At 64.8% G+C, this 23,403-nt stretch carries 22 protein-coding genes; 14 read left to right on the top strand and 8 right to left on the bottom strand.

Translation table 11 applies throughout. From position 1 onward, the window contains the following. Window positions 1-69 precede the first annotated feature (69 nt). From ACIGGF_RS01585 to holA, 3 genes are all read left to right on the top strand, one after another. The gene (locus ACIGGF_RS01585; protein WP_397519683.1) at window positions 70-723 is read left to right on the top strand and encodes a helix-hairpin-helix domain-containing protein; all 654 of its coding nucleotides are present in this window, start codon (window positions 70-72) and stop codon (window positions 721-723) included. Next, the gene (locus ACIGGF_RS01580; protein WP_397519682.1) at window positions 720-2,312 is read left to right on the top strand and encodes a ComEC/Rec2 family competence protein; all 1,593 of its coding nucleotides are present in this window, start codon (window positions 720-722) and stop codon (window positions 2,310-2,312) included. The genes ACIGGF_RS01585 and ACIGGF_RS01580 overlap by 4 nt, the downstream gene beginning before the upstream one ends. 146 nt (window positions 2,313-2,458) lie before the next feature. Further along, complete coding sequence (holA, locus tag ACIGGF_RS01575; protein WP_397519845.1) at window positions 2,459-3,373, top strand: DNA polymerase III subunit delta; 915 nt, start codon at window positions 2,459-2,461, stop codon at window positions 3,371-3,373. Between the two features lie 121 nt (window positions 3,374-3,494). Here the strand turns inward: holA and rpsT are convergent, their stop codons facing one another. After that, window positions 3,495-3,755, bottom strand: a complete 261-nt coding sequence (gene rpsT / locus ACIGGF_RS01570; RefSeq protein WP_397519681.1) for a 30S ribosomal protein S20 — start codon at window positions 3,753-3,755, stop codon at window positions 3,495-3,497. 356 nt (window positions 3,756-4,111) lie between these two features. Between rpsT and ACIGGF_RS01565 the strand changes: the two genes are divergently transcribed. The 3 genes from ACIGGF_RS01565 to ACIGGF_RS01555 are packed head-to-tail and all read left to right on the top strand — an operon-like array spanning window position 4,112 to window position 7,467. Then, entirely contained in the window at window positions 4,112-5,653 is a 1,542-nt protein-coding gene (locus ACIGGF_RS01565) for a circularly permuted type 2 ATP-grasp protein (RefSeq protein ID WP_397519844.1), read from the top strand. Continuing rightward, on the top strand, window positions 5,654-6,628 hold the full coding sequence (locus ACIGGF_RS01560; protein ID WP_269604109.1) for an alpha-E domain-containing protein: 975 nt from the start codon (window positions 5,654-5,656) through the stop codon (window positions 6,626-6,628). Window positions 6,629-6,636: 8 nt separating this feature from the next. After that, window positions 6,637-7,467 (top strand): transglutaminase domain-containing protein, encoded by an 831-nt coding sequence (locus ACIGGF_RS01555; RefSeq protein ID WP_397519843.1) that lies wholly within the window; start codon window positions 6,637-6,639, stop codon window positions 7,465-7,467. A 48-nt stretch (window positions 7,468-7,515) separates the two neighbouring features. Here the strand turns inward: ACIGGF_RS01555 and ACIGGF_RS01550 are convergent, their stop codons facing one another. Further along, window positions 7,516-8,085, bottom strand: coding sequence for a type II toxin-antitoxin system PemK/MazF family toxin (locus ACIGGF_RS01550; RefSeq protein WP_397519680.1), 570 nt, complete (start codon window positions 8,083-8,085; stop codon window positions 7,516-7,518). Between the two features lie 151 nt (window positions 8,086-8,236). On the opposite strand from ACIGGF_RS01550, the gene lepA reads away from it, so the two are divergent. Together lepA and ACIGGF_RS01540 are read left to right on the top strand one after the other, a co-directional pair. Beyond that, a complete protein-coding gene (gene lepA, locus ACIGGF_RS01545) occupies window positions 8,237-10,084 on the top strand; it encodes a translation elongation factor 4 (protein ID WP_397519842.1) in 1,848 nt (615 codons plus the stop codon). Window positions 10,085-10,209: 125 nt separating this feature from the next. Beyond that, a complete protein-coding gene (locus tag ACIGGF_RS01540; RefSeq protein ID WP_397519679.1) occupies window positions 10,210-11,217 on the top strand; it encodes a nitronate monooxygenase in 1,008 nt (335 codons plus the stop codon). 11 nt (window positions 11,218-11,228) lie between these two features. On the opposite strand, the gene ACIGGF_RS01535 is transcribed toward ACIGGF_RS01540, so the two are convergent. Continuing rightward, window positions 11,229-13,274 carry a glycoside hydrolase family 15 protein gene (locus tag ACIGGF_RS01535; protein ID WP_397519678.1) on the bottom strand — a complete coding sequence of 682 codons (2,046 nt, stop codon included), beginning with the start codon at window positions 13,272-13,274 and terminating at the stop codon, window positions 11,229-11,231. 93 nt (window positions 13,275-13,367) lie between these two features. On the opposite strand from ACIGGF_RS01535, the gene ACIGGF_RS01530 reads away from it, so the two are divergent. The 6 genes from ACIGGF_RS01530 to ACIGGF_RS01505 all read left to right on the top strand — a co-directional run bounded on the left by ACIGGF_RS01530 (window position 13,368) and on the right by ACIGGF_RS01505 (window position 17,796). Next, entirely contained in the window at window positions 13,368-13,601 is a 234-nt protein-coding gene (locus tag ACIGGF_RS01530; protein ID WP_397519677.1) for a hypothetical protein, read from the top strand. A 144-nt stretch (window positions 13,602-13,745) separates the two neighbouring features. Continuing rightward, complete coding sequence (locus ACIGGF_RS01525; RefSeq protein ID WP_310180897.1) at window positions 13,746-13,835, top strand: Ms4533A family Cys-rich leader peptide; 90 nt, start codon at window positions 13,746-13,748, stop codon at window positions 13,833-13,835. A gap of 192 nt (window positions 13,836-14,027) precedes the next feature. Further along, window positions 14,028-15,050, top strand: coding sequence for a sulfate ABC transporter substrate-binding protein (locus ACIGGF_RS01520; RefSeq protein ID WP_397519676.1), 1,023 nt, complete (start codon window positions 14,028-14,030; stop codon window positions 15,048-15,050). Window positions 15,051-15,056: 6 nt separating this feature from the next. Continuing rightward, window positions 15,057-15,950: a sulfate ABC transporter permease subunit CysT gene (gene cysT / locus ACIGGF_RS01515; protein WP_397519675.1), complete on the top strand. Its 894-nt coding sequence runs from the start codon at window positions 15,057-15,059 to the stop codon at window positions 15,948-15,950. After that, window positions 15,947-16,747, top strand: a complete 801-nt coding sequence (gene cysW, locus ACIGGF_RS01510; RefSeq protein WP_397519674.1) for a sulfate ABC transporter permease subunit CysW — start codon at window positions 15,947-15,949, stop codon at window positions 16,745-16,747. Before cysT ends, cysW begins: the two co-directional genes overlap by 4 nt. Then, window positions 16,747-17,796 carry a sulfate/molybdate ABC transporter ATP-binding protein gene (locus tag ACIGGF_RS01505; RefSeq protein ID WP_397519673.1) on the top strand — a complete coding sequence of 350 codons (1,050 nt, stop codon included), beginning with the start codon at window positions 16,747-16,749 and terminating at the stop codon, window positions 17,794-17,796. The genes cysW and ACIGGF_RS01505 overlap by 1 nt, the downstream gene beginning before the upstream one ends. Here ACIGGF_RS01505 and ACIGGF_RS01500 read toward each other — a convergent pair. The 5 genes from ACIGGF_RS01500 to ACIGGF_RS01480 are packed head-to-tail and all read right to left on the bottom strand — an operon-like array spanning window position 17,724 to window position 23,164. Then, entirely contained in the window at window positions 17,724-18,497 is a 774-nt protein-coding gene (locus ACIGGF_RS01500) for a sirohydrochlorin chelatase (protein WP_397519672.1), read from the bottom strand. The genes ACIGGF_RS01505 and ACIGGF_RS01500 overlap by 73 nt on opposite strands. After that, complete coding sequence (locus tag ACIGGF_RS01495) at window positions 18,494-19,798, bottom strand: sulfate adenylyltransferase subunit 1 (protein WP_397519671.1); 1,305 nt, start codon at window positions 19,796-19,798, stop codon at window positions 18,494-18,496. Before ACIGGF_RS01495 ends, ACIGGF_RS01500 begins: the two co-directional genes overlap by 4 nt. Further along, window positions 19,798-20,742 (bottom strand): sulfate adenylyltransferase subunit CysD, encoded by a 945-nt coding sequence (gene cysD / locus ACIGGF_RS01490; RefSeq protein ID WP_397519670.1) that lies wholly within the window; start codon window positions 20,740-20,742, stop codon window positions 19,798-19,800. Before cysD ends, ACIGGF_RS01495 begins: the two co-directional genes overlap by 1 nt. Continuing rightward, window positions 20,739-21,449 (bottom strand): phosphoadenylyl-sulfate reductase, encoded by a 711-nt coding sequence (locus ACIGGF_RS01485; protein ID WP_397519669.1) that lies wholly within the window; start codon window positions 21,447-21,449, stop codon window positions 20,739-20,741. The genes cysD and ACIGGF_RS01485 overlap by 4 nt, the downstream gene beginning before the upstream one ends. Further along, a complete protein-coding gene (locus tag ACIGGF_RS01480; protein ID WP_397519668.1) occupies window positions 21,446-23,164 on the bottom strand; it encodes a nitrite/sulfite reductase in 1,719 nt (572 codons plus the stop codon). Before ACIGGF_RS01480 ends, ACIGGF_RS01485 begins: the two co-directional genes overlap by 4 nt. Between the last annotated feature and the right edge of the window lie 239 nt (window positions 23,165-23,403).

Here is a 23,403-nt window from a genome sequence, read left to right as displayed (position 1 = left end):
TGGTCGTCCGTGCTTCCACACCGATGGCGCTCGGCTCGGGTGGACCCGGGAAGACAGGGTGCGATCGCGATGGCGGGTGCCGGAGTGTTCGTCTTGCTAGTCGCCGCTTTCGCGGTGTTTCGGGATGCGCCGACGCCGGCACCTGCTCCGCCGCTGGCTGTGGTTGCTCCCGGAGCCATGGATTCCGACGCTGCGTCGCCACCGGAACCGGTGGTCGAGGACGAGCTGGTGGTGAGCGTCGTCGGTCTGGTGACGCAGCCCGGACTCGTTCGGTTGCAACCGGGTTCGCGTATTGCCGACGCGGTGGCCGCGGCGGGAGGGTCCGTCGAGGGCGGCGATCTGTTGGCGCTCAACATGGCCGCGCGAGTGGCCGACGGTGATCAGATCGTCGTCGGTGTGGTGCCGCCGCAACCTGCCCCGCTGCTCAGTGGTACTTCGTCGACGCAGACCACGACACCGGACAGTGCGGTGTCGTCCGGTTCTGGATATCCCGGGAGTACTGGAGGTACGGGAGCTGCAGCGGCCGGCGGCACCGTGGACCTCAACGCTGCAACCGTTGCGGAGTTGGACGCGTTGCCCGGGGTCGGGCCGGTGACCGCGACATCGATCGTGAGCTGGCGAGAGATCAACGGCCCCTTCATCTCTGTCGATCAGCTCGCCGAGGTGGACGGCATCGGGCCGGGCCGGCTAACGAAGATTCGCGACCTGGTGCACATCGGGTGAGCACCGTTGCCGCATCGGCCGGCATCGCGAATGCCGAAGAGCCGCTGCCCTTCGACGTTCGCCTGGTGCCTGCTGTGGTGGTGTGTTGGTCGATCACCGCGGTCGGCATTCATGGTGGCCCCGCTGCGGCCCTCGCCGCCACTGCATCGACCGTGGCAGCAGTGGTGCTCGGTGCGATGGTGCTGCGGCGGGTGGCGAGACGTCGATCTGCAGCCGCACCCAGCGGGGCGGGAGTGGCCGCGGTGATCGCGCTCGCACTGTGCTTCGGCGGAGCGATCTGTCTTCAGATGTATGCCTTGGCGGACCATCCCGTCGCGGCCGCCGCGGAAAACCGGGCGTGGATCACCGCGTCGGTGCAGTTGGAGGAGGATCCACGCAGACTGTCGTCCGCGGGGCCACCGATGGTGATGGCGAAAGCAGAGATGACTCGCGTGGACGTCGGAGGCGACGCGCTGTATGTAGGCGGACGGGTGTCGATAATCGCGCCGGAGTCGAGCTGGTCGGCGCTGCTGCCGGGGCAGGAGGTCACCGTCCGGGGCCGGCTCGGTGTGCCGATTCGACCGGACATGACCGTGGCGGTGATCCGCGCAACGGGGCCACCCGTCACCGTCGTTGCGCCTGGGACGATCTCCACCGGTGCCGGAAATGTGAGATCGAATCTCACTGCGGTAGCGCAGAATTCGATGCCGCCCGATCGCGCCGGTCTGCTGCCGGGGCTTGTGGTCGGCGATGTCTCGCATCTGGACGAGACTGTGGCCGAAAATTTTCGGGCAGCGGGCCTGACACATCTGACGGCAGTGTCGGGTGCCAACTTCTCCATCGTGATCGGAGCCGTCCTGCTGGTGTTGCGCGGCATCGGAATCGGTCCGCGCACGACGGTCACACTGGCTTTCGTCGTACTCGTGGCGTTCGTGATCGTGGCACGCCCGTCGCCGAGCGTGCTGCGAGCCGCGGTGATGGGATCGATCGGTTTGCTCGCCCTCGTCACCGGCAGGCGGCGGCAGGCCGTCCCGGCGCTGTGCGGCGCAGTGCTCGGACTGCTCGCATGGTGGCCGAGGCTCGCGGTGGACATCGGATTCGTCCTGTCGGTGTTCGCCACCGCCGGGCTCGTGCTTCTCGCACCGGTCTGGGTCGACTGGCTCCGGGCCCACGGCTGGCCCAGGGCTGCTGCGGAGGTGGTGGCCGTCGCTGCAGCGGCGCACACGGTGACAGCACCGGTGGTCGCGGCCATGGCGGGAACGTTCAGTGTGGTCGGTGTCGTCGCGAACGTGTTGGTGGCACCGGTCGTCGCCCCGATCACCGTGGTGGGCATCGTGACAGCGGTGATCGCCACCGTGAGCACTACTGTTGCCGAGCTGACGGCTCAGCTGGCGTCGGCACCGCTGTGGTGGTTGATCACGGTGGCAGAGAGAGCCTCGTCGGTGCCGGGCGCGGGCATCGTCGTCCCCGACGGTGTTCCCGGCGCGATACTCGCAGCGTTCGCAACGGCCGTGCTGCTGGCGGCCTTGCGATTTCGACCGATGCGGTGGTTGGCGACGGCTGGGGTGACAGCGGCACTCGCCATGTGGACGGCGCATGTGCTGTGGTGACTGCCGGTGATGTGGCGAGCGCTGGTGCTGTGGTGGGTCCTCGACAGAAGCGGATGCCCGCAGTGTCGCCGGCACATGGCACGATCACGGGTGTGACTTCGAGTGTGGCTCCTCTGCATCTGGTTCTCGGCGACGAGGAACTTCTGATGGATCGCGCCGTGGCCGCGATCGTGGCGCAGGTACGGGCGAATGCTGCGACCGCGGGGGAGGATCTGCCGGTCACGCGGTTGCGCACCGGCGACGCCAGCGCCCCGGAACTGGCCGAACTGCTCAGCCCGTCGCTGTTCGCAGAGGATCGCGTCGTCGTCCTCGAGGCTGCGGCCGAGGCGGGCAAGGATGCCGTCGCCTTGGTACTCGATGCCGCCACCGATCCGCCCGAGGGCGCCGTGGTGGTGGTCATGCATTCCGGCGGCGGTCGAGCCAAGGCGATGGTCGGTGCTCTGCAGAAGTGCGGAGCGCAGCTGCACGAGTGCGCCAAGCTCACCAAGCCGGCCGAACGCATCGACTTCGTCCGCGGTGAGTTCCGAGCGGCAGACATTCGGGTGAGCGGTGAGGTGATCGAAGCCGTCGTCGAATCGGTCGGAAACGAGCTCCGCGAATTGGCCTCGGCCTGTTCGCAGTTGGTGTCCGACACCGGGGGCAAAGTAGATCTGGCTGCGGTGCGTCGCTACTACTCGGGCAAGGCCGAGGTCTCCGGATTCGACGTTGCCGACAAAGCCGTGATCGGAGACAGAGCGGGTGCGCTCGAGGCGGTCCGCTGGGCGATGCATCGGGGAGTGGCCCACGTGTTGCTCGCCGACGCCTTGGCCGATGCCGTACGCACCATTGCGCTGGTGGGTTCGGCCGGCCGCGGCGACCCGTTCCGCATGGCGGGCGAGTTGGGGATGCCGCCGTGGAAAATAAAGAAGGCGCAGGGCCAGGCTCGCGGCTGGAACGGCCGATCCATCGCACAGGCGCTGAACATAGTGGCTCAACTGAACGCCGACGTCAAAGGTCAGGCAGCGGATGCGGACTACGCGGTGGAGAAGGCGGTCTCCGAGGTCGCTGGGCTGGGCCGGTAACACCCACGGCCGATCACAGCCCTGATCCACCACGAAGACCGGCCCACGACAAAGCCCGGCCCAAAACAAAGCCCGCTGCATCCGAATCGGATGCAGCGGGCTTTGTCAGCTCAGATGGGTATCAGAGCTTGTTGACTGCGAGAGCCAGTGCCGACTTCTTGTTGGCAGCCTGGTTCTTGTGGATGACGCCCTTGCTGGCGGCCTTGTCGAGCTTGCGGCCTGCGTCGATGAGAATCTCGGAAGCCTTGTCCTTGTCGCCCGCAGCCTGCGCCTCGCGGAACGAGCGGATGACGGTACGAAGGGAGGACTTCACCGACTGGTTGCGCATACGTGCACGCTCGTTGGTGAGAATCCGCTTCTTCTGGGACTTGATATTGGCCACGCGTAAAATCCTTCTTGTCTTCGTCGGTATTCCGGTCAGGGCGATCCATGCTGGAATGCCCGAAGTCTGCTGCAGGGCGTCGAAGCCCTGCGCCGAAGATCGAGAATACCAGCACGGCGGGGCAGAACCCAATTGGGTAGCCCTGTGACGATGCGTTTCAAGAAATTAACGCTTCCACCGTGCCTAACTCCAGTCTCTGTAGCAACATGACCAGGATGAGTCCGCGATCGGCAACGCATGCCGCCACCAAGGCCAAAGCGACCAGAACCAAGTCAGCGGATCGTGTCGAACCCGAGGTAGACGGGGTTTTCGGGGGTTACACCGACGTCGGAAAATACAGTCTCGCTTTCGACGAGATGTTCGACTCGGACGGTCGAACGAGGACCCCCTACAAGGGTATTCACACAGCCCTCGCCCCGGCGAACGCGTCCGATCTGGACGCGAGATCCGATGCGCTCGGGCGTGCGTTCGTCGATCAGGGCATCACGTTCTCCCTGTCCGGCCAGGAGCGGCCGTTCCCACTCGACCAGGTTCCCCGCGTCATCGCTGCAGGGGAGTGGTCACGGCTCGAGCGCGGCATCAAACAGCGCGTCAAAGCGCTCGAGATGTTCCTCGCCGACATCTACGGCGATCAGGAAATTCTCCGCGACGGCGTCGTGCCGAAGCGTTTGATCACCTCCTGTGAGCACTTCCACCGCGAGGCCGTCGGCATCACACCGCCGAACGGCGTGAGAATCCACGTCGCCGGAATCGATCTGGTGCGCGACGCGCAGGGCACGTTCCGTGTGCTCGAGGACAACCTGCGTTCCCCCTCGGGTGTGTCGTACGTCATGGAGAACCGTCGCACCATGGCTCGGGTGTTCCCGGACCTGTTCGCCAGTCACCGCGTGCGTGCCGTCGGCGATTATGCCTCGCATCTGTTGCGCGCCTTGCGCTCCGCCGCCGCGCTCAACGAGGCCGACCCCACCGTCGTGGTGCTGACCCCCGGTGTGGCCAACTCCGCGTACTTCGAGCACTCGTTGCTCGCGCGGTTGATGGGCGTCGAACTGGTCGAAGGACGCGATCTGTTCTGCCGGGACAACATCGTCTACATGCGGACCACCGAGGGTGAGCGCCAGGTCGACGTCATCTATCGCCGCATCGACGACGACTACCTCGACCCCATGCAGTTCCGGCCGGATTCGGTCCTGGGCGTGGCAGGTCTCGTCAACGCCGCCCGCGCAGGCAACGTGGTGATCTCCAGCGCCGTCGGAAACGGCGTCGGCGACGACAAGCTGGTGTACACCTACGTGCCCACGATCATCGACTACTACATGGGCGAGAAGCCGCTGCTGGCCAACGTCGACACGTTCCGGTGCTGGCTGGACGACGAGTGCGAGGAAGTGCTCGACCGTATCGACGAGCTGGTCATCAAGCCGGTGGAAGGCTCGGGCGGCTACGGCATCGTGTTCGGCCCCGACGCCTCGCCGAAGGAACTCGCCACCATCAGCAAGAAGGTCCGCGCAGATCCGCGTGGCTGGATCGCACAGCCCGTCGTGCAGCTCTCGACCGTGCCGACCAAGATCGGCGATCGGTTGGTACCTCGGCACGTGGACCTGCGGCCGTTCGCGGTCAACGACGGAGACGACGTCTGGGTGTTGCCCGGCGGCTTGACCCGCGTTGCGCTGCCCGAGGGTTCTTTGGTGGTCAACTCGAGCCAGGGCGGCGGCAGCAAGGACACCTGGGTTCTCGCCACTCGAACCTCTCAGGAGGAGCAGGAGCTAGCGGGCGAGGAGATCGTCAGCGTTCCGCCGGAGTCGCCCATGGTCGAACAGGGCCCGGAGCTGACGATGGACCAGCAGCAGCAGCAGCAGCAGCAGCAAGTAGTGAACTCGGACTCGAACGGCGGTGGACAGTAAATGCTCGCGCGCAACGCAGAGTCGCTCTACTGGATCGGGCGGTATGTCGAGAGGGCCGACGACACGGCCCGCATTCTCGACGTCACTGTCCACCAGCTTCTCGAAGATGCCACGGTCGATCCCGACCACATCTCGCGAGTGTTGTTGCGAGTACTCGGGTTCAAGCACGAGCCGGACGTCTCGCTCGACGTGTGGTCACTCACCGAGTTGGTGGCCTTCAGCCGTGACGGGCTCGGCTCCATCGTGGACTCGCTCTCCAGTGCACGCGAAAACGCTCGCGGCGCTCGCGAAGTGACGTCCAGTGAGATGTGGGAGTGCCTCAACACCACGTACAACGGGCTGAACGAGCGAATCAGAGCATCCAAGCGCACCGGCCCGGCCGAGTTCTTCAGCTACATCGAGGAACGTGCCGCGATGTTCGCCGGCCTGGCGGATTCCACCCTCAGTCACGACGACGGGTATCGGTTCCTGTTGCTCGGCCGCTCGGTGGAGCGAATCGACATGATCGTTCGCCTGTTGCTCTCGCGCGCGGGCGATCGACCGTCGTCGCCGGCGTGGGTCACCGTGCTGCGATCGGCAGGTGCTCACGACACCTACCTGCGTACCTACCGCGGTGCGCTCGACGCCCAGCGCGTTCTGGAATTCATGTTGTTGGACAGGCTCTTTCCGCGTTCGGTGTTCTACGCACTCAACGAGGCGGAACGTTCGCTCGACCAGCTCGACCATCAACCCAACAGTCGGGTCGGTGCGCGCGCCGAAGCGCAGCGGCTACTGGGTCGCGCTCGCAGCGAACTCGAATTCCTGCGTCCCGGTGAGATTCTCGACGATCTGCAGGAACGTCTGCTGGCACTGCAGGAAACCTGCCGCGAACTGGGAGAGGCCATCTCCAAGCAGTACTTCCACGCCGCACCCTGGGTGGCGTGGACGGATGCCGGATCCGGTACATACGAAGACCAATTGGAAGGTGAACTGTGAGCTGGCGTATGCGTGTCGTACACACCACGGGCTATCAGTACGACGCGCCGGTGACCTCCTCCTACAACGAGGCTCGGCTGACGCCGCGAAGTGACAACCGGCAGAACGTCATTCTGAACCGAGTCGAGACCAACCCGGTGACACGGTCCTACCGATACACCGACTACTGGGGAACGGCGGTGACGGCGTTCGACCTGCACGCACCGCACACCGAGCTCGAAGTCTCCGGGTCGTCGGTGGTCGAGACCGATCCCTTCGTGTATCCGGACGAGAACGCGTCGTGGGAGGAACTGGCCAGCGAGCAGGTGACCGACCGCTTCAACGAGGTGCTGGACAACACGATCTACGTGCCCAAGAACCGTCAGCTCGCCGCGGTGGCGAAGAAACTGTCGAAGGGACTACCGCCGCAGGAATCGGTGGTCGAGATCTCCGATTGGGTCAATCAGGAGATGTCGTACGTGCCGGGAACCACCGGGGTGCACACCTCGGCCGTCGAAGCATGGTCGGAGAAGAAGGGCGTCTGTCAGGACTACGCCCACCTGACCTTGTTGATGCTGCGCAGCGTCGGAATTCCGAGCCGGTACGTCTCGGGCTACCTGCACCCGAAGAAGCAGGCGGCGATCGGTGCCACCGTCGAGGGCCAGAGTCACGCGTGGATCGAGGCGTGGACCGGTGCCTGGTGGGGCTACGACCCGACCAACGCCATCGCCGTCAACGAGCAGCACGTCTCGGTGGGACTGGGTCGTGATTACGCCGACGTGCCGCCCCTCAAGGGCATCTTCTCCGGCGGTGGCTCGACGGCTCTCGACGTCGTCGTGGAGATCACCCGCCTGGCCTGACATCGTGCGCGTTGTGCGTAGCTGTGGGTACGCACAACGCGCACGACGTCAGTTCCAGCCGAAGTCTCGACGCAATCGCGCTGCGACGGAGTCGAATTGAGGCTTGCTCAGAATCGCACCCTCGCGGCGGATGCCGGCTTCTGGTACGTCGAGGACGCGGTCCAAACGAATCCAGCTCGGTCGACCTTCGGCGTCCCAGGAACCGGATCCTATGGATTGCCAGTCACGGTCGCCGTCACGGCTGCTCTGACTCGACAACATCAGACCGAGTAGATCGTTGCCCTCTCGTCCAATCACCAACACCGGCCGATCCTTGCCCTGACTGGCGTCTTCTTCGTAGGTCACCCAGGTCCAGACGATCTCGCCCGGATCGGCCTTGCCGTCCAGATCGGGGGAGTACTCGATGGTGCGGGCGCGCTGGGCCCTCGGCCTGGTCTGGGAGGCCACCGGACGGCCGGGACGCGGGGCCTCCACGGACGTGTTCGTGGTCTTTCCCCCGACCGCGTCCATACCCTTCTGCAGGGCACCGGACTTCTGCAGTTGGCGAAACAGCCGCGGGCCCTCACGCAGTGCGATCTTGCCCAGTTCCTTGCCGAATCTGCTCCAATTGCCAGCCATGCGGCGAGTGTAGCGATTACGACGTCGCTGCTCACGGACCGGACCGAGGCACCATGGACGCCGGAGTCGGACAGCCGGGGACGGCGCATCGTTCCCGGCGTGGGACGATGGACACACCCGTTCGCTCATTTTCGAACACGCCAGCCGAAGGATACGAGTGCCCAGCTTCGCCGACACGACGTTCACCGATCCGTCCAGGATCAGGAACTTCTGCATCATTGCCCACATCGACCACGGTAAGTCGACGTTGGCAGACCGCGTGTTGCAGCTGACAGGCGTCGTCGACGACCGGTCGATGCGCGCGCAGTACCTGGACCGGATGGATATCGAGCGTGAGCGCGGCATCACCATCAAGGCGCAGAACGTACGGCTGCCGTGGGTGGTCGACGGTGAAGAGTTCGTGCTGCACCTCATCGACACTCCCGGCCACGTCGACTTCACCTACGAGGTCTCCCGCGCCCTGGAAGCCTGCGAAGGGGCCGTGCTGCTCGTCGACGCCGCGCAGGGCATCGAGGCGCAGACGCTGGCCAACCTGTACCTGGCTCTCGACAAAGAGCTCACCATCATTCCGGTGCTCAACAAGATCGACCTGCCCGCCGCCGACCCGGATCGCTACGCGGCCGAGATCGCGCACATCATCGGCTGCGAGGCCGACGACGTGCTGCGCGTATCGGGTAAGACCGGCGTCGGTGTCGAAGAGCTTCTGAACGAGGTCGTCAAGCTGGTGCCGGCTCCGGTGGGCAATCCCGACGGCCCGGCCCGCGCGATGATCTTCGACTCGGTGTACGACACCTACCGCGGCGTCGTCACTTACGTCCGAGTGGTCGACGGCGCACTCAACCCGCGCGAGAAGGTCACGATGATGTCGACCGGCTCGACGCACGAGTTGCTCGAGGTGGGCATCGTCTCGCCCGATCCCAAGGCCACCAAGGGGCTCGGCGTGGGCGAGGTCGGCTACCTCATCACCGGCGTCAAGGATGTTCGTCAGTCGAAGGTCGGCGATACCGTCACCACGTTCCGCAAGGGCGCGACCGAGCCGCTGACCGGGTATCGCGAGCCCCGGCCGATGGTGTACTCGGGCCTGTATCCACTCGATGGCTCGGACTATCCGGACCTGCGTGACGCCCTCGAGAAACTGCAACTGAACGACGCGGCTCTGACGTACGAGCCGGAAACGTCAGTGGCTCTCGGCTTCGGCTTCCGCTGCGGCTTCCTCGGGCTGCTCCACATGGAGATCACCCGCGAACGGCTGGAGCGCGAATTCAACCTGGACCTGATCTCGACCTCGCCGAACGTGGTGTACCGCGTGGAGATGGAAGACGGTGCCGAGCACATCGTCACCAACCCGTCGTACTGGCCCGACGGCAAGGCACGCGAGGTGTTCGAGCCGATGGTCAAGTGCACCATCATCTCGCCCAGCGAGTTCATCGGTTCCATCATGGAACTGTGCCAGGGACGCCGCGGCGAGCTCGGCGGTATGGACTACCTGTCCGAGACCCGCGTCGAGCTGCGTTACACGATTCCGATGGCCGAAATCATCTTCGACTTCTTCGACATCCTGAAATCCCGTACTCGTGGCTACGCCAGCCTCGATTACGAGGAGATCGGCGAGCAGAGCGGTGCGCTGGTCAAGGTCGACATCCTGCTGCAGGGTGAGGCCGTCGATGCGTTCAGCGCGATCGTGCACAAGGACGCCGCGGCGGCGTATGGAAACAAGATGACGACCAAGCTCAAGGAACTGATCCCGCGTCAGCAGTTCGAGGTGCCGATTCAGGCTGCCATCGGATCTCGCATCATCGCTCGCGAGAACATCCGCGCGATCCGTAAGGACGTGTTGGCGAAGTGCTACGGCGGCGACATCAGCCGTAAGCGCAAACTGCTCGAGAAGCAGAAGGAAGGCAAGAAGCGGATGAAGACCATCGGACGGGTCGAGGTTCCGCAGGAAGCCTTCGTGGCGGCACTGTCCTCGGAGTCTTCCTCGGACAAGCCGAAGAAGTAACCTCACACCCTTTTACCGACCGCGCGCCCCCGCTCACGTCAGAGCAGGGGCGCGCAGTCGTCGACAGGGTTGCTCAGTGCCCACCGAACTTTGGTGCGGACGGCGGGCGAGTAGATTTCGAACCTGTGACTACGCCGATCCTGAAGCAGCTGCGTGTTCCCGTTGTCGGTGCGCCCATGGCTGGTGGACCCAGCACTCCCGAACTTGCCCGTGCGGTCTCGGAGGCCGGTGGTCTGGGGATGATTGCGGGAGCGTTGTTGACACCCGATGCCTTTGCCGCGCAAGTGGATTCGATGCGTGGCCAGGTGTTCGGCGTCAATCTGTTTCTACCCGAGGAGTCGTCGGGCGCGGACGTGGACGCCTATGCCGAGCATCTGGGACCCTGGTTCGAGCGATTCGGCGCGGAGCCCGGCGTGCTGGAACGTCGTGACGACTTCTACCCGGAGAAATTCGCCTGGCTGCTGGCCCATCCGGTGCCCGTGGTGTCGAGTACGTTCGCCACGTTCGATGCGGACGAGGTCGCGCAACTGCACGCGGTGGGGACCGAGGTGTGGGCCACCGTCGCCACCGCGTCCGACGCGTCCGTGGCCACCGCGTACGGTGTCGACGCGCTCGTGGTGCAGGGCCCCGAAGCGGGTGGCCACCGGGGAACGTTCGACGGATCGGCACCGGAGGAGCCTCTGGTGGAATTACTGACCGCGGTGCGTGCGATCTCCGAATTACCTCGCATCGCCGCGGGTGGGCTGATGGACGGCCATGACATCGCCCCACTGTTGGATTCGGGTGCAGCGCATGCCGCGCAGCTCGGGACGGCTTTGCTGAACACTCCGGAGGCCGGCACCAAACCAGTGCACCGCGAGCAGCTGACGGTGGCACCGAACACCGCAGTGACGAGGGCATTCTCCGGCCGTCCTGCGCGAGGTCTCGTCAACGAGTTCATGCACGCGAATTCCGACGCCGCTCCGCTCGCGTATCCCGATCTGCACTACCTGACCGCGCCGATGCGCGCGAAGGCCGCCGCGGCCGGCGACCCGTCGGGACTGTCGATGTGGGCCGGCACCGGTCATCGTCGTACGCAGGCGAGGCCCGCGGCCGAGCTGATCGCCGAATGGGCGAGGCAACTCGGCCGCTGAGACCTACCCGATCAAGGGTTGGTGTGGGCGGGCTGGAAGTGTCCGGTCGCCTGAGCTTCCTCGGCCCGAATGACGTGCACCACTGCGTTGATCAGGGCGAGGTGGGTGAACGCTTGCGGGAAGTTGCCGAGGTGGCGGCCGGTGCGGTGGTCGATCTCCTCGGCGTAGAGCTTGAGCGGGCTCGCGTAGCCGAGCAGGCGTTCGCACAGGTGCTTGGCGCGGGGGAGTTCGCCGATTTCCACCAGCGCGGACACGAGCCAGAACGAGCAGATCGTGAACGTCCCTTCCTCACCGGCCAAACCGTCGTCGGTGGTGTCGGTTCGATAGCGCAGAACCAACCCGTCCTCGGTCAACTCGTCCGCGATGGCGAGCACTGTTGCACGGATGCGCTCGTCGTCCGCCGGCAAGAACCGCAGCAGGGGTGCCAGCAGCAGTGACGCGTCGAGCGACGGGTCACCGTAACGCTGGGTGAGCACCCCCCGTGAGTCGGTGCCGTTCTCGAGGATGTCCGCCTTGATCTCGTCGGCGATCTCGTTCCACTTGCGCGAGTAGTCCTTCTCGCCGTGGATGTCGGCGAGCTTCGCGCCGCGATCGAGCGCCACCCAACACATGAGCTTGGAGGACGTGAAGTGCTGTGGCTCGCCCCGAACCTCCCAGATTCCGCGGTCGGGTTTGCGCCAGTTCGCGATCGCCTCTTCCACCTGACGTTTGAGCAGAGGCCACAGAAACTCCGGGACGTGCTCACGCGACTTCACGTGCAGATACACCGAGTCGAGCATGGTGCCCCAGATGTCGTGCTGCTCCTGGTCGTAGGCACCGTTGCCGATGCGGACCGGACGGGCACCGTCGTACCCGGACAGGTGCGGTAGCTCGCTTTCGTCGAGAGTCTTCTCGCCGCCGATGCCGTACATGACCTGCAGCGGGTTGACCTCGCCGTTCGCGGTCGTGGCCACGTCGGACATGAAGGCGAAGAAGTCGTTGGCCTCGCGGTCGAGGCCGAGTGTGTAGAGACCCCACAGTGCGAACGTCGAATCACGCACCCAGGTGTAGCGGTAATCCCAGTTGCGCTCGCCACCGGGGGTTTCCGGCAGAGACGTGGTCGAGGCAGCGAGCAGGGCTCCTGTGGGTGCGTAGGTCAACCCCTTGAGTGTGAGCGCGCTGCGCTGGAGGTAGCCGCGCCACGGGTGGTCGGGGAACCGTCCGATCGTGATCCACTGACGCCAGCACTCCGAGGTCTCCCACATCTTGCTGGACGCTTCCTCGAACGTCTGGGGTGCAGGAAGGTCGGACCACGAGAGCGCAACGAAGACGTTGTCGCCCTCCGTCATCCGAGTTCGGGCTCGTGCTTCGCGCCCCTCGATGCCGATCCGGAGATTGGTGGTCAATTTCAGCGTGGGCTGATCGCCGTCCGCGCTCGCCTCGCAGGTGGCGGTCGTCTCCTCGTACACCTTGCCGGTGTACTCCCAGTTGGCGGGCGCTCGGTGGTAGTCGAAGGCGGGCTCGCAGCTCATCTCCAGTTCCACTGTGCCGCTGACACATTTGATGGTGCGGAGGAGGATGTGCTCGGCATCCCAGTCGCTGGGTGCGCGCTTGTGCGTGCGCGAACGTTGATCGGTGTTGTGCCACGGACCCATCACCAATGCGTCGCGCACGATGAGCCACCCGGTCTCGGTCTGCCACGTGGTCTCGACGATCAGACCGCCGGGCAGATATCGCCTCGCCGCGGGCACCGACTGACCGTAGGGGCCGACGCGAAAGTGGCCGGCACTGCGGTCGAGGATCGCGCCGAAGATGCTGGGGGAGTCCGGCCGGGGCACACACATCCATTCGACGGAACCGTTGCGCGCGATCAGACAGGTCGTTTCGCAGTCCGAGAGGAACGCGTAGTCGTCGATCGGTGGAAAGGCGCTGCGATAGGACGTCAGGCTGGACACCGGTGCGTCGGTACTGCCGAGTGCGCCCTGAACTTCGATGCCGCCCAATCCTGGATGGCCCGATCCCATCGCGGGAGCGTCGGCCACGGGAGGCACGGGCGAAACATCTTCGAATGCCGTCATGGCGTAATCATCGACTTCTCGACGGCAGTCGTCCACTGCAGGTCGTCGATCGGCGTGGCGTGGCCGTCGAACGCACTGGTTTAAGCTGCGAGGGTGGAACCGGTTGCGCGATGGTGGGACGGCGTCGAACTGTGGGTGACGGGCTTGCCCTTCGTACCGCAGGCGATCGTCGTGTTGCTGGTTCTCGTGCCCACGGCGTTCCTGCTGGCACGGGTGTTCGATCGCCTGCTGGCGGTGGTCCTACGCCTGCTCGGTCGTGATGCTCGCGCTGCTCGCGAGGCAGAGTCGACGGCCGGTGCCCCCACCACGACGAAGGATGGACAGTAATGCCACGGTCTCGGGTCACACTGGCGCTGATCGCGCTGCTGGTGCTGGTTGTCATCGCCTGGTTGCTCACTCGGTAGCGGCGCGCCCGGCGGTCGTGTTCTCCGAGATTAGAGTACGTCCGTAACCTCTGCTAGATTCCTGACCGTGTCTTCTGCCGCCGAGTACCGCGTCCGCCATCAGTTGGCGTTGATCGCTGTCGGCATGCTGGCAGTTGCCGATATCGACTGTTGTTGATTCCTTCCCAGGTCGAATCGGTTCTGTCGATCCGCTGCATCGTGCGTCCGTTCGGCGCGTGGTGAGCCGCGATCTTCCTGCTGCGCCCACGGTGTTCTCGCACCGATGTGCCGTTGAGCCCGCGTCGACTCGGGAGTGATCACGTCTGCCCGGTTCGTTCTCGACACACCATTTCCGAAAGGCCATCTTTCGATGAGTCATAGCTCTCGTTACCTGCTGACAACGTTCGCCGCCGTGGGAGCGCTCGTTCTCGCGGCCTGCAACGGTGGTTCGAGTGACGTCGTCGGCGGGGAGCCGGACACCGCCAGCGGCCCAGCTCTGACCCTCGTGGGCTACGCGGTTCCCAAGAACGGTTGGGACGCAATCGGTCCGGCTTTCGCCGCAACCGAGGACGGTGACGGAACGGCGATCAACGCCGACTACGGCCCATCGGGCAACCAGTCGCGCAAGGTGGCGGACGGAGCCCCCGCAGACATCGTCAACTTCTCGGTGGAGCCCGACATCACCCGTCTGGTACAGGCAGGCAAGGTCGACGAGGACTGGAACCGGAACGCCTACGCCGGAGTGCCGTTCGGCTCCGTCGTGACCATCGTGGTGCGCGAGGGCAACCCCAAGAACATCCGTACCTGGGACGACTTGATCGAGCCCGGCGTTCAGGTCATCAGTCCGAGTCCACTCAGTTCGGGTTCGGCCAAGTGGAACTTGCTCGCCCCCTACGCGGCGAAGAGCAACGGCGGTGAGGACCAGCAGGCCGGCCTCGACTTCGTTCGCACCCTCGTTGCCGATCACTTCCCGGTCCAGCCCGAATCCGGGCGCGCCGCAACCGAAGCGTTCCTGCAGGGCCAGGGTGACGCGTTGCTCAGCTACGAGAACGAAGCGCTTCTGATCGAGGAGCAGGGACAGCAGGTCGAGCACGTCGACGTTCCCGTCACGTTCCGCATCGACAATCCCGTGGCAGTGATCAACGACAGTGCCAACCTCGACCGCGCCAATGCTCTCAACGACTTCATCTACACCGACGAGGGCCAGAAGATATGGGCGGAGGCCGGGTTCCGGCCCACCAACCCCGATATCGCCTCGGAATACTCCGACACGTTCTTCACCCCCGAAAAGTTGTACACGATCGATGATCTCGGTGGCTGGACTCAGGTGGATGCAGATCTCTTCGGCGACAACGGCGCGATCGCGACGATCTATCAGGAAAGTACTCGGTAGACATCGATGTCATCTTCGACCACCGACACCGCGACTGCGGGCGTGACTGTCACGCCCGGTCCGAGACCTCGATTCAAGGCCGGAAGAGAAGGCCGCAAGTTCAGGGGCCCGGGGTCGGTGGGCCCGATCGGGCTCGGGGTCGCCGTCCTGTGGCTCAGTATCATCGTGCTGCTTCCGTTGGCAGCGTTGACGGTTCAGTCTTTCGACGACGGCCTTGCCGGTTTCTGGGGCGCGATTTCCGAACCCCGCGCAGTGGCCACGTTCAAGGTCACGCTCATCGTCTCTGTCGCAGCCGCGGTGATCAATCTGTTTCTGGGAACACTCATTGCGTGGGTACTGGTGCGGGACGAGTTCCCCGGCAAGAGATTCGTCAATGCACTGATCGACCTACCCTTCGCGCTGCCCACCATCGTCGCCAGTTTGGTGCTGCTGTCCCTCTACGGCCCGGCGAGTCCGATCGGCTTGGTGTTCAACGCGACCAAGCCCGCAGTGATCGTTGCGTTGCTGTTCGTCACGTTGCCGTTCGTGGTGCGCGCGGTGCAACCGGTGCTGATCGAACTCGACAAGGACGTCGAAGAAGCAGCAGCCTCGCTCGGCGCGAACAACTGGACCATCTTCCGGCGCATCGTTCTGCCCGTGCTGCTTCCCGCAGTGCTGTCGGGCGGCGGCCTGGCGTTCGCTCGCGCCATCGGCGAGTTCGGCTCCGTGGTGCTCATCGGTGGCAATATTCCCGACGACACACAGGTTGCGTCGCAGTACATTCGCGAGCTGATCGAATACGACCGGCCGGTCGACGCCGCGGCGATCTCGGTCGTGCTGTTGGCCATCGCCTTCGCGGTGCTGTTCGTACTGCGCATCATCGGAAACCGACTGGCCAAGCGTGAGGAGCAGATCTCGTGAAGATCAGTCTTCCGGTCAAGCTGTCCTTGCGGACCATTGCGCTGGTCTATCTCGCTGTGCTCGTGCTCTTTCCGCTCGCCGCCATCCTGTACCGAACGTTCGAGGACGGCGTCGTGTCGTTCTTCGAGCAGGTCACCACTCCTGCAGCACAATCGGCGTTGCAACTGTCGCTGTTGATCGTCGCCATCGTGGTGCCGATCAATGTGATCTTCGGCGTGGTGACCGCGCTTGCGTTGGTGCGAGGGCGATTTCGGGGCAAAGGCGTACTGGAAGCCATCGTCGACCTACCGTTCGCGGTATCGCCCATCATCACCGGAGTCGCGCTGATTCTGCTCTGGGGTGCCAACGGGTGGTTCGGCGGCGTCGAAAGTCTCGGCTTCAGAGTGATCTTCGCGCTCCCAGGCATGGTCATAGCCACTATTTTCGTGACGCTGCCCTTCGTGGTACGCGAAGTCGAACCCGTCCTGTACGAGATCGGCGAAGAGCAGGAAGAAGCGGCGTCGACCCTGGGTGCAAGCTCCTGGCAGACGTTCTGGCGCATCACCCTGCCGGCCATCCGATGGGGTCTGACCTACGGCGTCGTACTCACCGTCGCGCGTTCGCTCGGCGAGTTCGGTGCCGTGATCATGGTCTCGACCAACCTGCCAGGCATCTCGCAAACACTGACGTTGCTGGTCAATTCACGGTACGAGGACTTCAATCAACAGGGCGCGTACGCCGCGTCCACGCTGCTCATGGCGATCGCCGTCATCGTGCTGTTGCTGATGACGGTTCTCGACAAGAAGAGGACGAAGTAATGACCGAAAAATCCTCCGAGATCGAGATATCCGTCGTCGGTGCCAACAAGCACTACGGCGACTTCGCTGCTCTCGACGACGTCAGCATCGACATCCCCAAAGGATCGTTGACGGCATTGCTCGGCCCCAGCGGCTCGGGCAAGTCCACTCTGCTGCGCTCCATCGCCGGCCTCGAGCAGCTCGACTCGGGTCGGGTGGTGCTCGCGGGTCAGGACGTGACGTGGGTCAGCCCGCAGCGACGCGAAATTGGGTTCGTCTTTCAACACTATGCGGCGTTCAAGCACCTCACCGTGCGAGACAACGTCGCGTTCGGTCTGCAGATTCGCAAGCGTCCCAAGGCCGAGATCGCGAAGAAGGTCGACGAGCTGCTCGAGATCGTCGGGTTGGCCGGCTTTCAGAATCGCTATCCAGCCCAGCTCTCCGGCGGACAGCGTCAGCGCATGGCGTTGGCTCGCGCACTCGCGGTCGACCCGCAGGTGCTTCTACTGGACGAACCTTTCGGGGCGCTCGACGCCAAGGTGCGCGCTGATCTGCGGACGTGGCTGCGTCGCCTGCACGACGAGGTGCACGTCACCACCGTGCTGGTGACCCACGATCAGGAAGAAGCGCTCGACGTCGCCGATCGAATCGCCGTGCTGAACAAGGGCCGCATCGAGCAGGTCGGCACCCCGGAAGATCTCTACGACCGGCCCGCCAACAACTTCGTCATGTCGTTCCTCGGCCAAGTGGCCAAGCTCAACGGGCTTCTGGTGCGTCCGCACGACATTCGCGTCGGGCGCGACCCGTCGTTGGCGCAGGCACAGGCCAGCGGTACCGCTGAATCCGCCGGTGTGACGCGGGCCGTCGTCGAACGCGTCGTGCATCTCGGCTTCGAGGTCAAGGTCGAACTGCAGAACGCAGCCACCGGTGAGCTGTTCGCCGCTCAGATCACCCGAGGCGACAGTGAGGCACTCGGACTCCGCGAGGGCGAGACCGTCTACGTGCGCGCGACTCGAGTGCCGACCATCGCCGACGCCACCGACGCGCCGCGTGCCGCAGCCGAGTCGTAACGCTGCGATACCAGCTCGGCCAGAGCGGGATGAGCCCCGATCACGTCGGCGTACGTTGCGTCCGGCTCGGAGGACAACGACGCTTCGATGCGGTCGGTGAGCAGTCCCGGAGCCAGGAACCACGGTGCCACGACGATTCGACCGGCACCGGCCGCGCGTAGTTCCGCGACGGCGTCGACGGGGGACGGGGAGACCGAGGTGGCGAAGCAGGTGACCGCGGCGGCCCAGCTCGTCCCGGCGAGCAGCTTGCGGGCGACCAGCTGGGTACGTCGATTCGCCGGTGCCGAGGAGGAACCGACCGCAGCCAGGGCGATGCCGACGGTCGGATCATCCACTTCTGCACCGGTTTCGAGAATTCGATCGCGGACTGCCTCGATCAGGAGGCCGTCGTCGCCCAGCACGTCGGTCTGCACGATCGACACGTGTCGATGTCGGGACTGCCCCGCGGCCAGCAGCTCGGGTAGGTCGACCTTGGCGTGAAATGCTTTGCCCAGCAACAAGGGAACGGCGACGATGCGGGTGTGGCCGGAGTGCACCATGGCGTCGACGACGTGGTCGACGCCGGGCTCGCTGAGGTCGAGAAACGCGACGCGCACGTCCAGATCCGGTCGCCGTCGACGCAGAACGTCGACGGCGCGGTGAATCGTGGCGCTCGAACGAGGGTCGCGGCTGCCGTGGGCGACCGCGATCAGTGCGCTCACGCCGGAACTGCCGACCCCAGCTCGACTGCAGCCAGAGCGTTGCCCACGAGGCCGGCCGCCAGCGTGTTTCCGCCGGCCGGATCGATCAACAAGAAGCTACCGGTGTGCCGGTTGACGGCGTAGTCGTCCGCCACGATCGGTTCGGCGACGCGCACCGAGATTCGCCCGATCTCGTTGAGCTCCAACGACTCCGGACCTTCGTGCGCAGTGAGATCCTGCTCGTCGAATCGCTCGACCAGAGTCCCGACGATGGCCTGCGTGGTGCGAGTTCCGTGCTTGAGCAGCAGACGAGCGCCCGGACGAAGCGGCTTCTCCGCGAGCCAACACACCGTGGCCTCGAACTCTGCGATGGGCTCGGGAGCATCCTGCGGGGAGGCGATGGTGTCGCCGCGAGAGACATCGACGTCGTCGGCCAGGACGAGAGTGACACTGCGGCCTGCATGTGCGGTACGCAGCTCGCCGTCCGCGGTGTCGATGCGCTCGATGGTCGTTCTGGTGCCCGAAGGCAGGATGACGACTTCGTCGCCGACGTCGACGGAGCCCGCCGCAACCTGACCGGCATAGCCGCGGTAATCGGGGAATTCTGCTGTGCGAGGGCGGATGACGTATTGGACGGGAAAGCGCAGACCGACGCGGTGCGGTTCGGCGTCGACAGGCACCGACTCGAGGTGTTCGATGAGAGTCGGGCCGTCGTAGTACGGGGTCTTGTCGGACTTGACTGCCACGTTGTCGCCGTGCAGTGCGGACACCGGAATCTCGATGACGTCCTCGCTGGACCACCCGAGCGAGGAGGTCAACGAGTTGAACTCCGCCGAGATCTCGGCGAACACGGTTGCGGGGTCCTCGACCAGATCGATCTTGTTGACGGCGAGCACCAGGCGTGGAACGCCGAGTAGTGCCAGAACGGCTGCGTGCCTACGGGTTTGGGTGATCACGCCCTTGCGGGCATCGACGAGCAGGATGACCAACTGAGCCGTCGACGCGCCCGAGACCGTGTTGCGGGTGTACTGCACATGGCCGGGGGTGTCGGCCAGGACGAAGGAGCGATTCGGCGTCGCGAAGTAACGGTAGGCAACGTCGATGGTGATGCCCTGTTCGCGTTCGGCACGCAGGCCGTCGACGAGCAACGACAAGTCGGGGGTGGACAATCCTTTGTCCACCGAAGCCCGCGTGACGGCATCGATCTGGTCTGCGAGAACGGATTTGGTGTCGTACAACAGCCGCCCGACGAGAGTGGACTTGCCGTCGTCGACGCTGCCCGCGGTGGCGAGGCGAAGGAGCTGAGTTCCTGTGCTGCTCATCAGAAGTATCCTTCTCGTTTGCGATCTTCCATGGCAGCCTCGGAGACGCGGTCGTCGCCGCGGGTGGCTCCGCGTTCGGTCAACCTGGACGCGGCGACCTCGGCGAGGATCGCCTGGTTGTCGGCGGCCTCGGACAGGACGGCACCGGTGGTGGAACCGTCGCCGACCGTGCGGTAGCGCACCGAGAGTGTCTGCAACTCTTCGTTCTCGGCCGGTCCGCCCCACACTCCGGGCGTCATCCACATGCCGTCGCGCTGGTAGACGGGGCGCTGGTGCGCGTAGTAGATACTCGCCAGTTCCACGTCGTCGCGGGCGATGTACCGCCAGATGTCCAGCTCGGTGAAGTTGCTGAGTGGGAACACCCGAACCTGCTCGCCGGGGGAGTGCTTGCCGTTGTACAGGTTCCACAGCTCGGGGCGTTGCTTCTTGGGCTCCCACTGGCCGAATGCGTTGCGTAGCGAGAAAATTCGCTCCTTGGCACGCGCGCGTTCCTCGTCGCGTCGGGCACCTCCGAAGACGGCGTCGAACCGGTTCTCGGAGATCGAGTCGAGGAGGGGCACGGTCTGCAGCGGGTTGCGAATACCGTCGGGACGCTCGGTGAGGCGCCCGTCGGCGAGGTACTCCTCGACGCTGGCCACATGCAACCGCAGGTTGTACTTGGCGACCACGTGATCGCGGAAGTCCAGCACCTCCTGCAGGTTGTGGCCGGTGTCGACGTGCAGTAGCGCGAACGGCAGGGGGGCTGGCCAGAAGGCCTTGATCGCCAGGTGCAGCAGAACGGTCGAGTCCTTGCCGCCCGAGAACAGGATGACCGGGCGCTCGAACTCGCCGGCCACCTCGCGGAAGATGTGAATGGCTTCGGATTCGAGCGCGTCGAGGGTGTCGAACCGATCCGCGTCGAGATGGGTTCGACCGACGGTGGCCGAGGTGAGGTCGAGTGTCATGAGGCGTGCAACCCACATTCGGTCTTGGCCTTGCCGGCCCAACGACCGCTACGCGGATCGGCACCGGGGGCAGGTTTGACGGTGCACGGTGCGCACCCGATGGATGGATAGCCCTCGTCGACGAGGGGATTGACCAGAATCGAATGTTCGTCGATGTAGGCCTGCATCTGCTCGTCCGACCAGGGTGCGATCGGGTTGATCTTCACCAGGCCGAAGGCGTCGTCGAAGGAGATGAGAGGGGCGTTGGCCCGGGTGGGGGCCTCGACCCGGCGGATGCCGGTGACCCACGCACTGTAGTTCGCCAACTCCTTCTTCAGAGGGGCGACCTTGCGCATCGCGCAGCACCGGTTCGGTTCGCGGGCGAACAGATCTTTGCCCTCGATCGAATCCTGTTCTGCAACAGTTTTTTCGGCGCGTGCGTTGACGACTCGAACTCCGTAGACCGACTCGACGGCGTCGCGCGTTCCGATGGTCTCGGCGAAGTGGTAGCCGGTGTCGAGGAACAACACGTCCACTCCGGGATGAACCTGGGCGGCGAGGTGCACAAGTACCCCGTCCTGCATGTTCGAGGCGACGATGAAGTCGTCTCCGAAGTTCTCCTCGGTCCACTGCAACAGCTCCAGTGGGCTCGCACCGTCGAGTTCGCGGGCACCGCGCTCGGCGATGCCCTTCAATTCCTCGACGGTCAAATTCAGCCTGGTACTCATCGCAAATCCGCCTCGTCTGCTCGCACGGCCCATTGAGCGAACCGTTCGCCGTCCTCGCGGTGCTTGTCGAAATTGCGCACCACTCTGTCGATGTAATCTCCCAGCTCGGAGCTGTTCACCTTGTGCTGGCGTAGCTTTCGGCCGAATGCACTGTCGAATCCGAGGCTGCCTCCGAGGTGAACCTGGAAACCCTCGATCTGATTCCCGGCCCCGTCGTCGACCAGAAGGCCCTTGAACCCGATGTCGGCGATCTGCGACCGCGCGCACGAGTTGGGGCAGCCGTTGATGTTGATCGTGATCGGAACGTCGAGTCGACTGTTGATGTCGGACAGGCGCTCTTCGAGCTCCGGTACGAGAACCTGTGACCGCTTACGGGTTTCGGCGAACGAGAGCTTGCAGAACTCGATACCGCTGCACGCCATCAGGTTCTTGCGCCAGTGCGATGGCCGCGCCGGTAGGCCCAACGCATCGAGGTCGGAGATCAGCTGCTCGAGCGTCTCGTCCGGAACGTCGAGGACGATCAACTTCTGGTACGGCGTGAACCGAACCCGATCCGACCCGGCCTTCTCGGCAGCGTCGGCGACGGCAGCGAGGATGGTGCCGGAGACGCGGCCGGCGATAGGTGCCACACCGACGGCATTGAGGCCGTTCTTGAGTTTCTGGATCCCGACGTGGTCGCGAGGCCGTGTGGGCTTCTCGGGAGCCGGGCCGTCGATGAGCTTGCGGTGCAGGTATTCGTCTTCGAGGACCTGGCGGAACTTCTCGATGCCCCAGTCCTTGATGAGGAACTTCAGGCGCGCCTTGGTGCGAAGCCGGCGGTAGCCGTAGTCGCGGAAGATCGAGACGACGCCCTCCCACACGTCGGGAACGTCCGCGAGCGGAATCCAGACGCCGACGCGTTGCGCGAGCATCGGGTTGGTGGACAGCCCGCCGCCGACCCACAGGTCCAGACCCGGTCCGTGTTCGGGATGTACGACGCCGACGAAGGCGCAGTCGTTGACCTCGTGCACCACGTCTTGCAGACCGGAGATCGCGGTCTTGAATTTGCGCGGCAGGTTCGAGTACTCCGGCTTGCCGATGTAGCGCTCGACGATCTCGTCGATGGCAGACGTGGGGTCCAGGATTTCGTCAACGGCCTCGCCCGCGAGCGGGGAACCGAGCACGACGCGCGGGCAGTCGCCGCACGCCTCGGTGGTCTTCAACCCGACCGCCTCGATTCGACGCCAGATCTCGGGGACGTTCTCGACCTCGATCCAGTGGAACTGGACGTTCTCGCGATCGGAGAGGTCTGCGGTGTCGCGACCGAACTCCTTCGAGATCTGGGCCAGGGTGCGCAACTGCTCCAGATTCAATGCACCGGCATCGCACCGGATGCGCATCATGAAGTACTTGGCCTCGAGCAGGTCGATGTTGTCGTCACCGGTGAAGGTGCCGTCGTAGCCCTGCTCACGCTGGGTGTACAGACCCCACCAGCGGAAGCGGCCACGCAGGTCGCCCTTGTCGATGCTGTCGAAACCCTGCTTCGAGTAGATGTTCTCGATGCGGGCGCGCACGTTGAGCGGGTTGTCGTCCTTCTTGGACTGCTCGTTGGCGTTCAGCGGTTCCCGGTAGCCCAGAGCCCACTGTCCTTCGGCTCGACGCTTGGTCGGCCGTGGCGTGCGCTCCCGTCGTGCGGGGGAGGCAGCGTCGGTGGTCGCGTCGCTGGTCGACGACATGCAATGCTCCTGCATCTTCTGTGCTGGCCGGCCCCGTTCGTTGCGCGTAGATGCGCTCACGAGGTGGTGCGGAACCGGTGGATCGAATGGACGTGCTCGAAGGAGGGCTGAGTCAGCAGCCGGTCGTGTGTCGACACGACGCGCTGCAGACGCGGCCGAGATCGACGTGGCGGCGCGCCACGAGTCGAATTCCTGAGTCGGTCACGCGAGCCATTGTGCCACGTCACCGGGGCGACGGA

Source organism: Rhodococcus sp. NPDC078407 (assembly GCF_044542515.1).
Lineage (GTDB): Bacteria > Actinomycetota > Actinomycetes > Mycobacteriales > Mycobacteriaceae > Rhodococcoides.
This window is presented reverse-complemented; position numbering and strand designations above follow the sequence as displayed.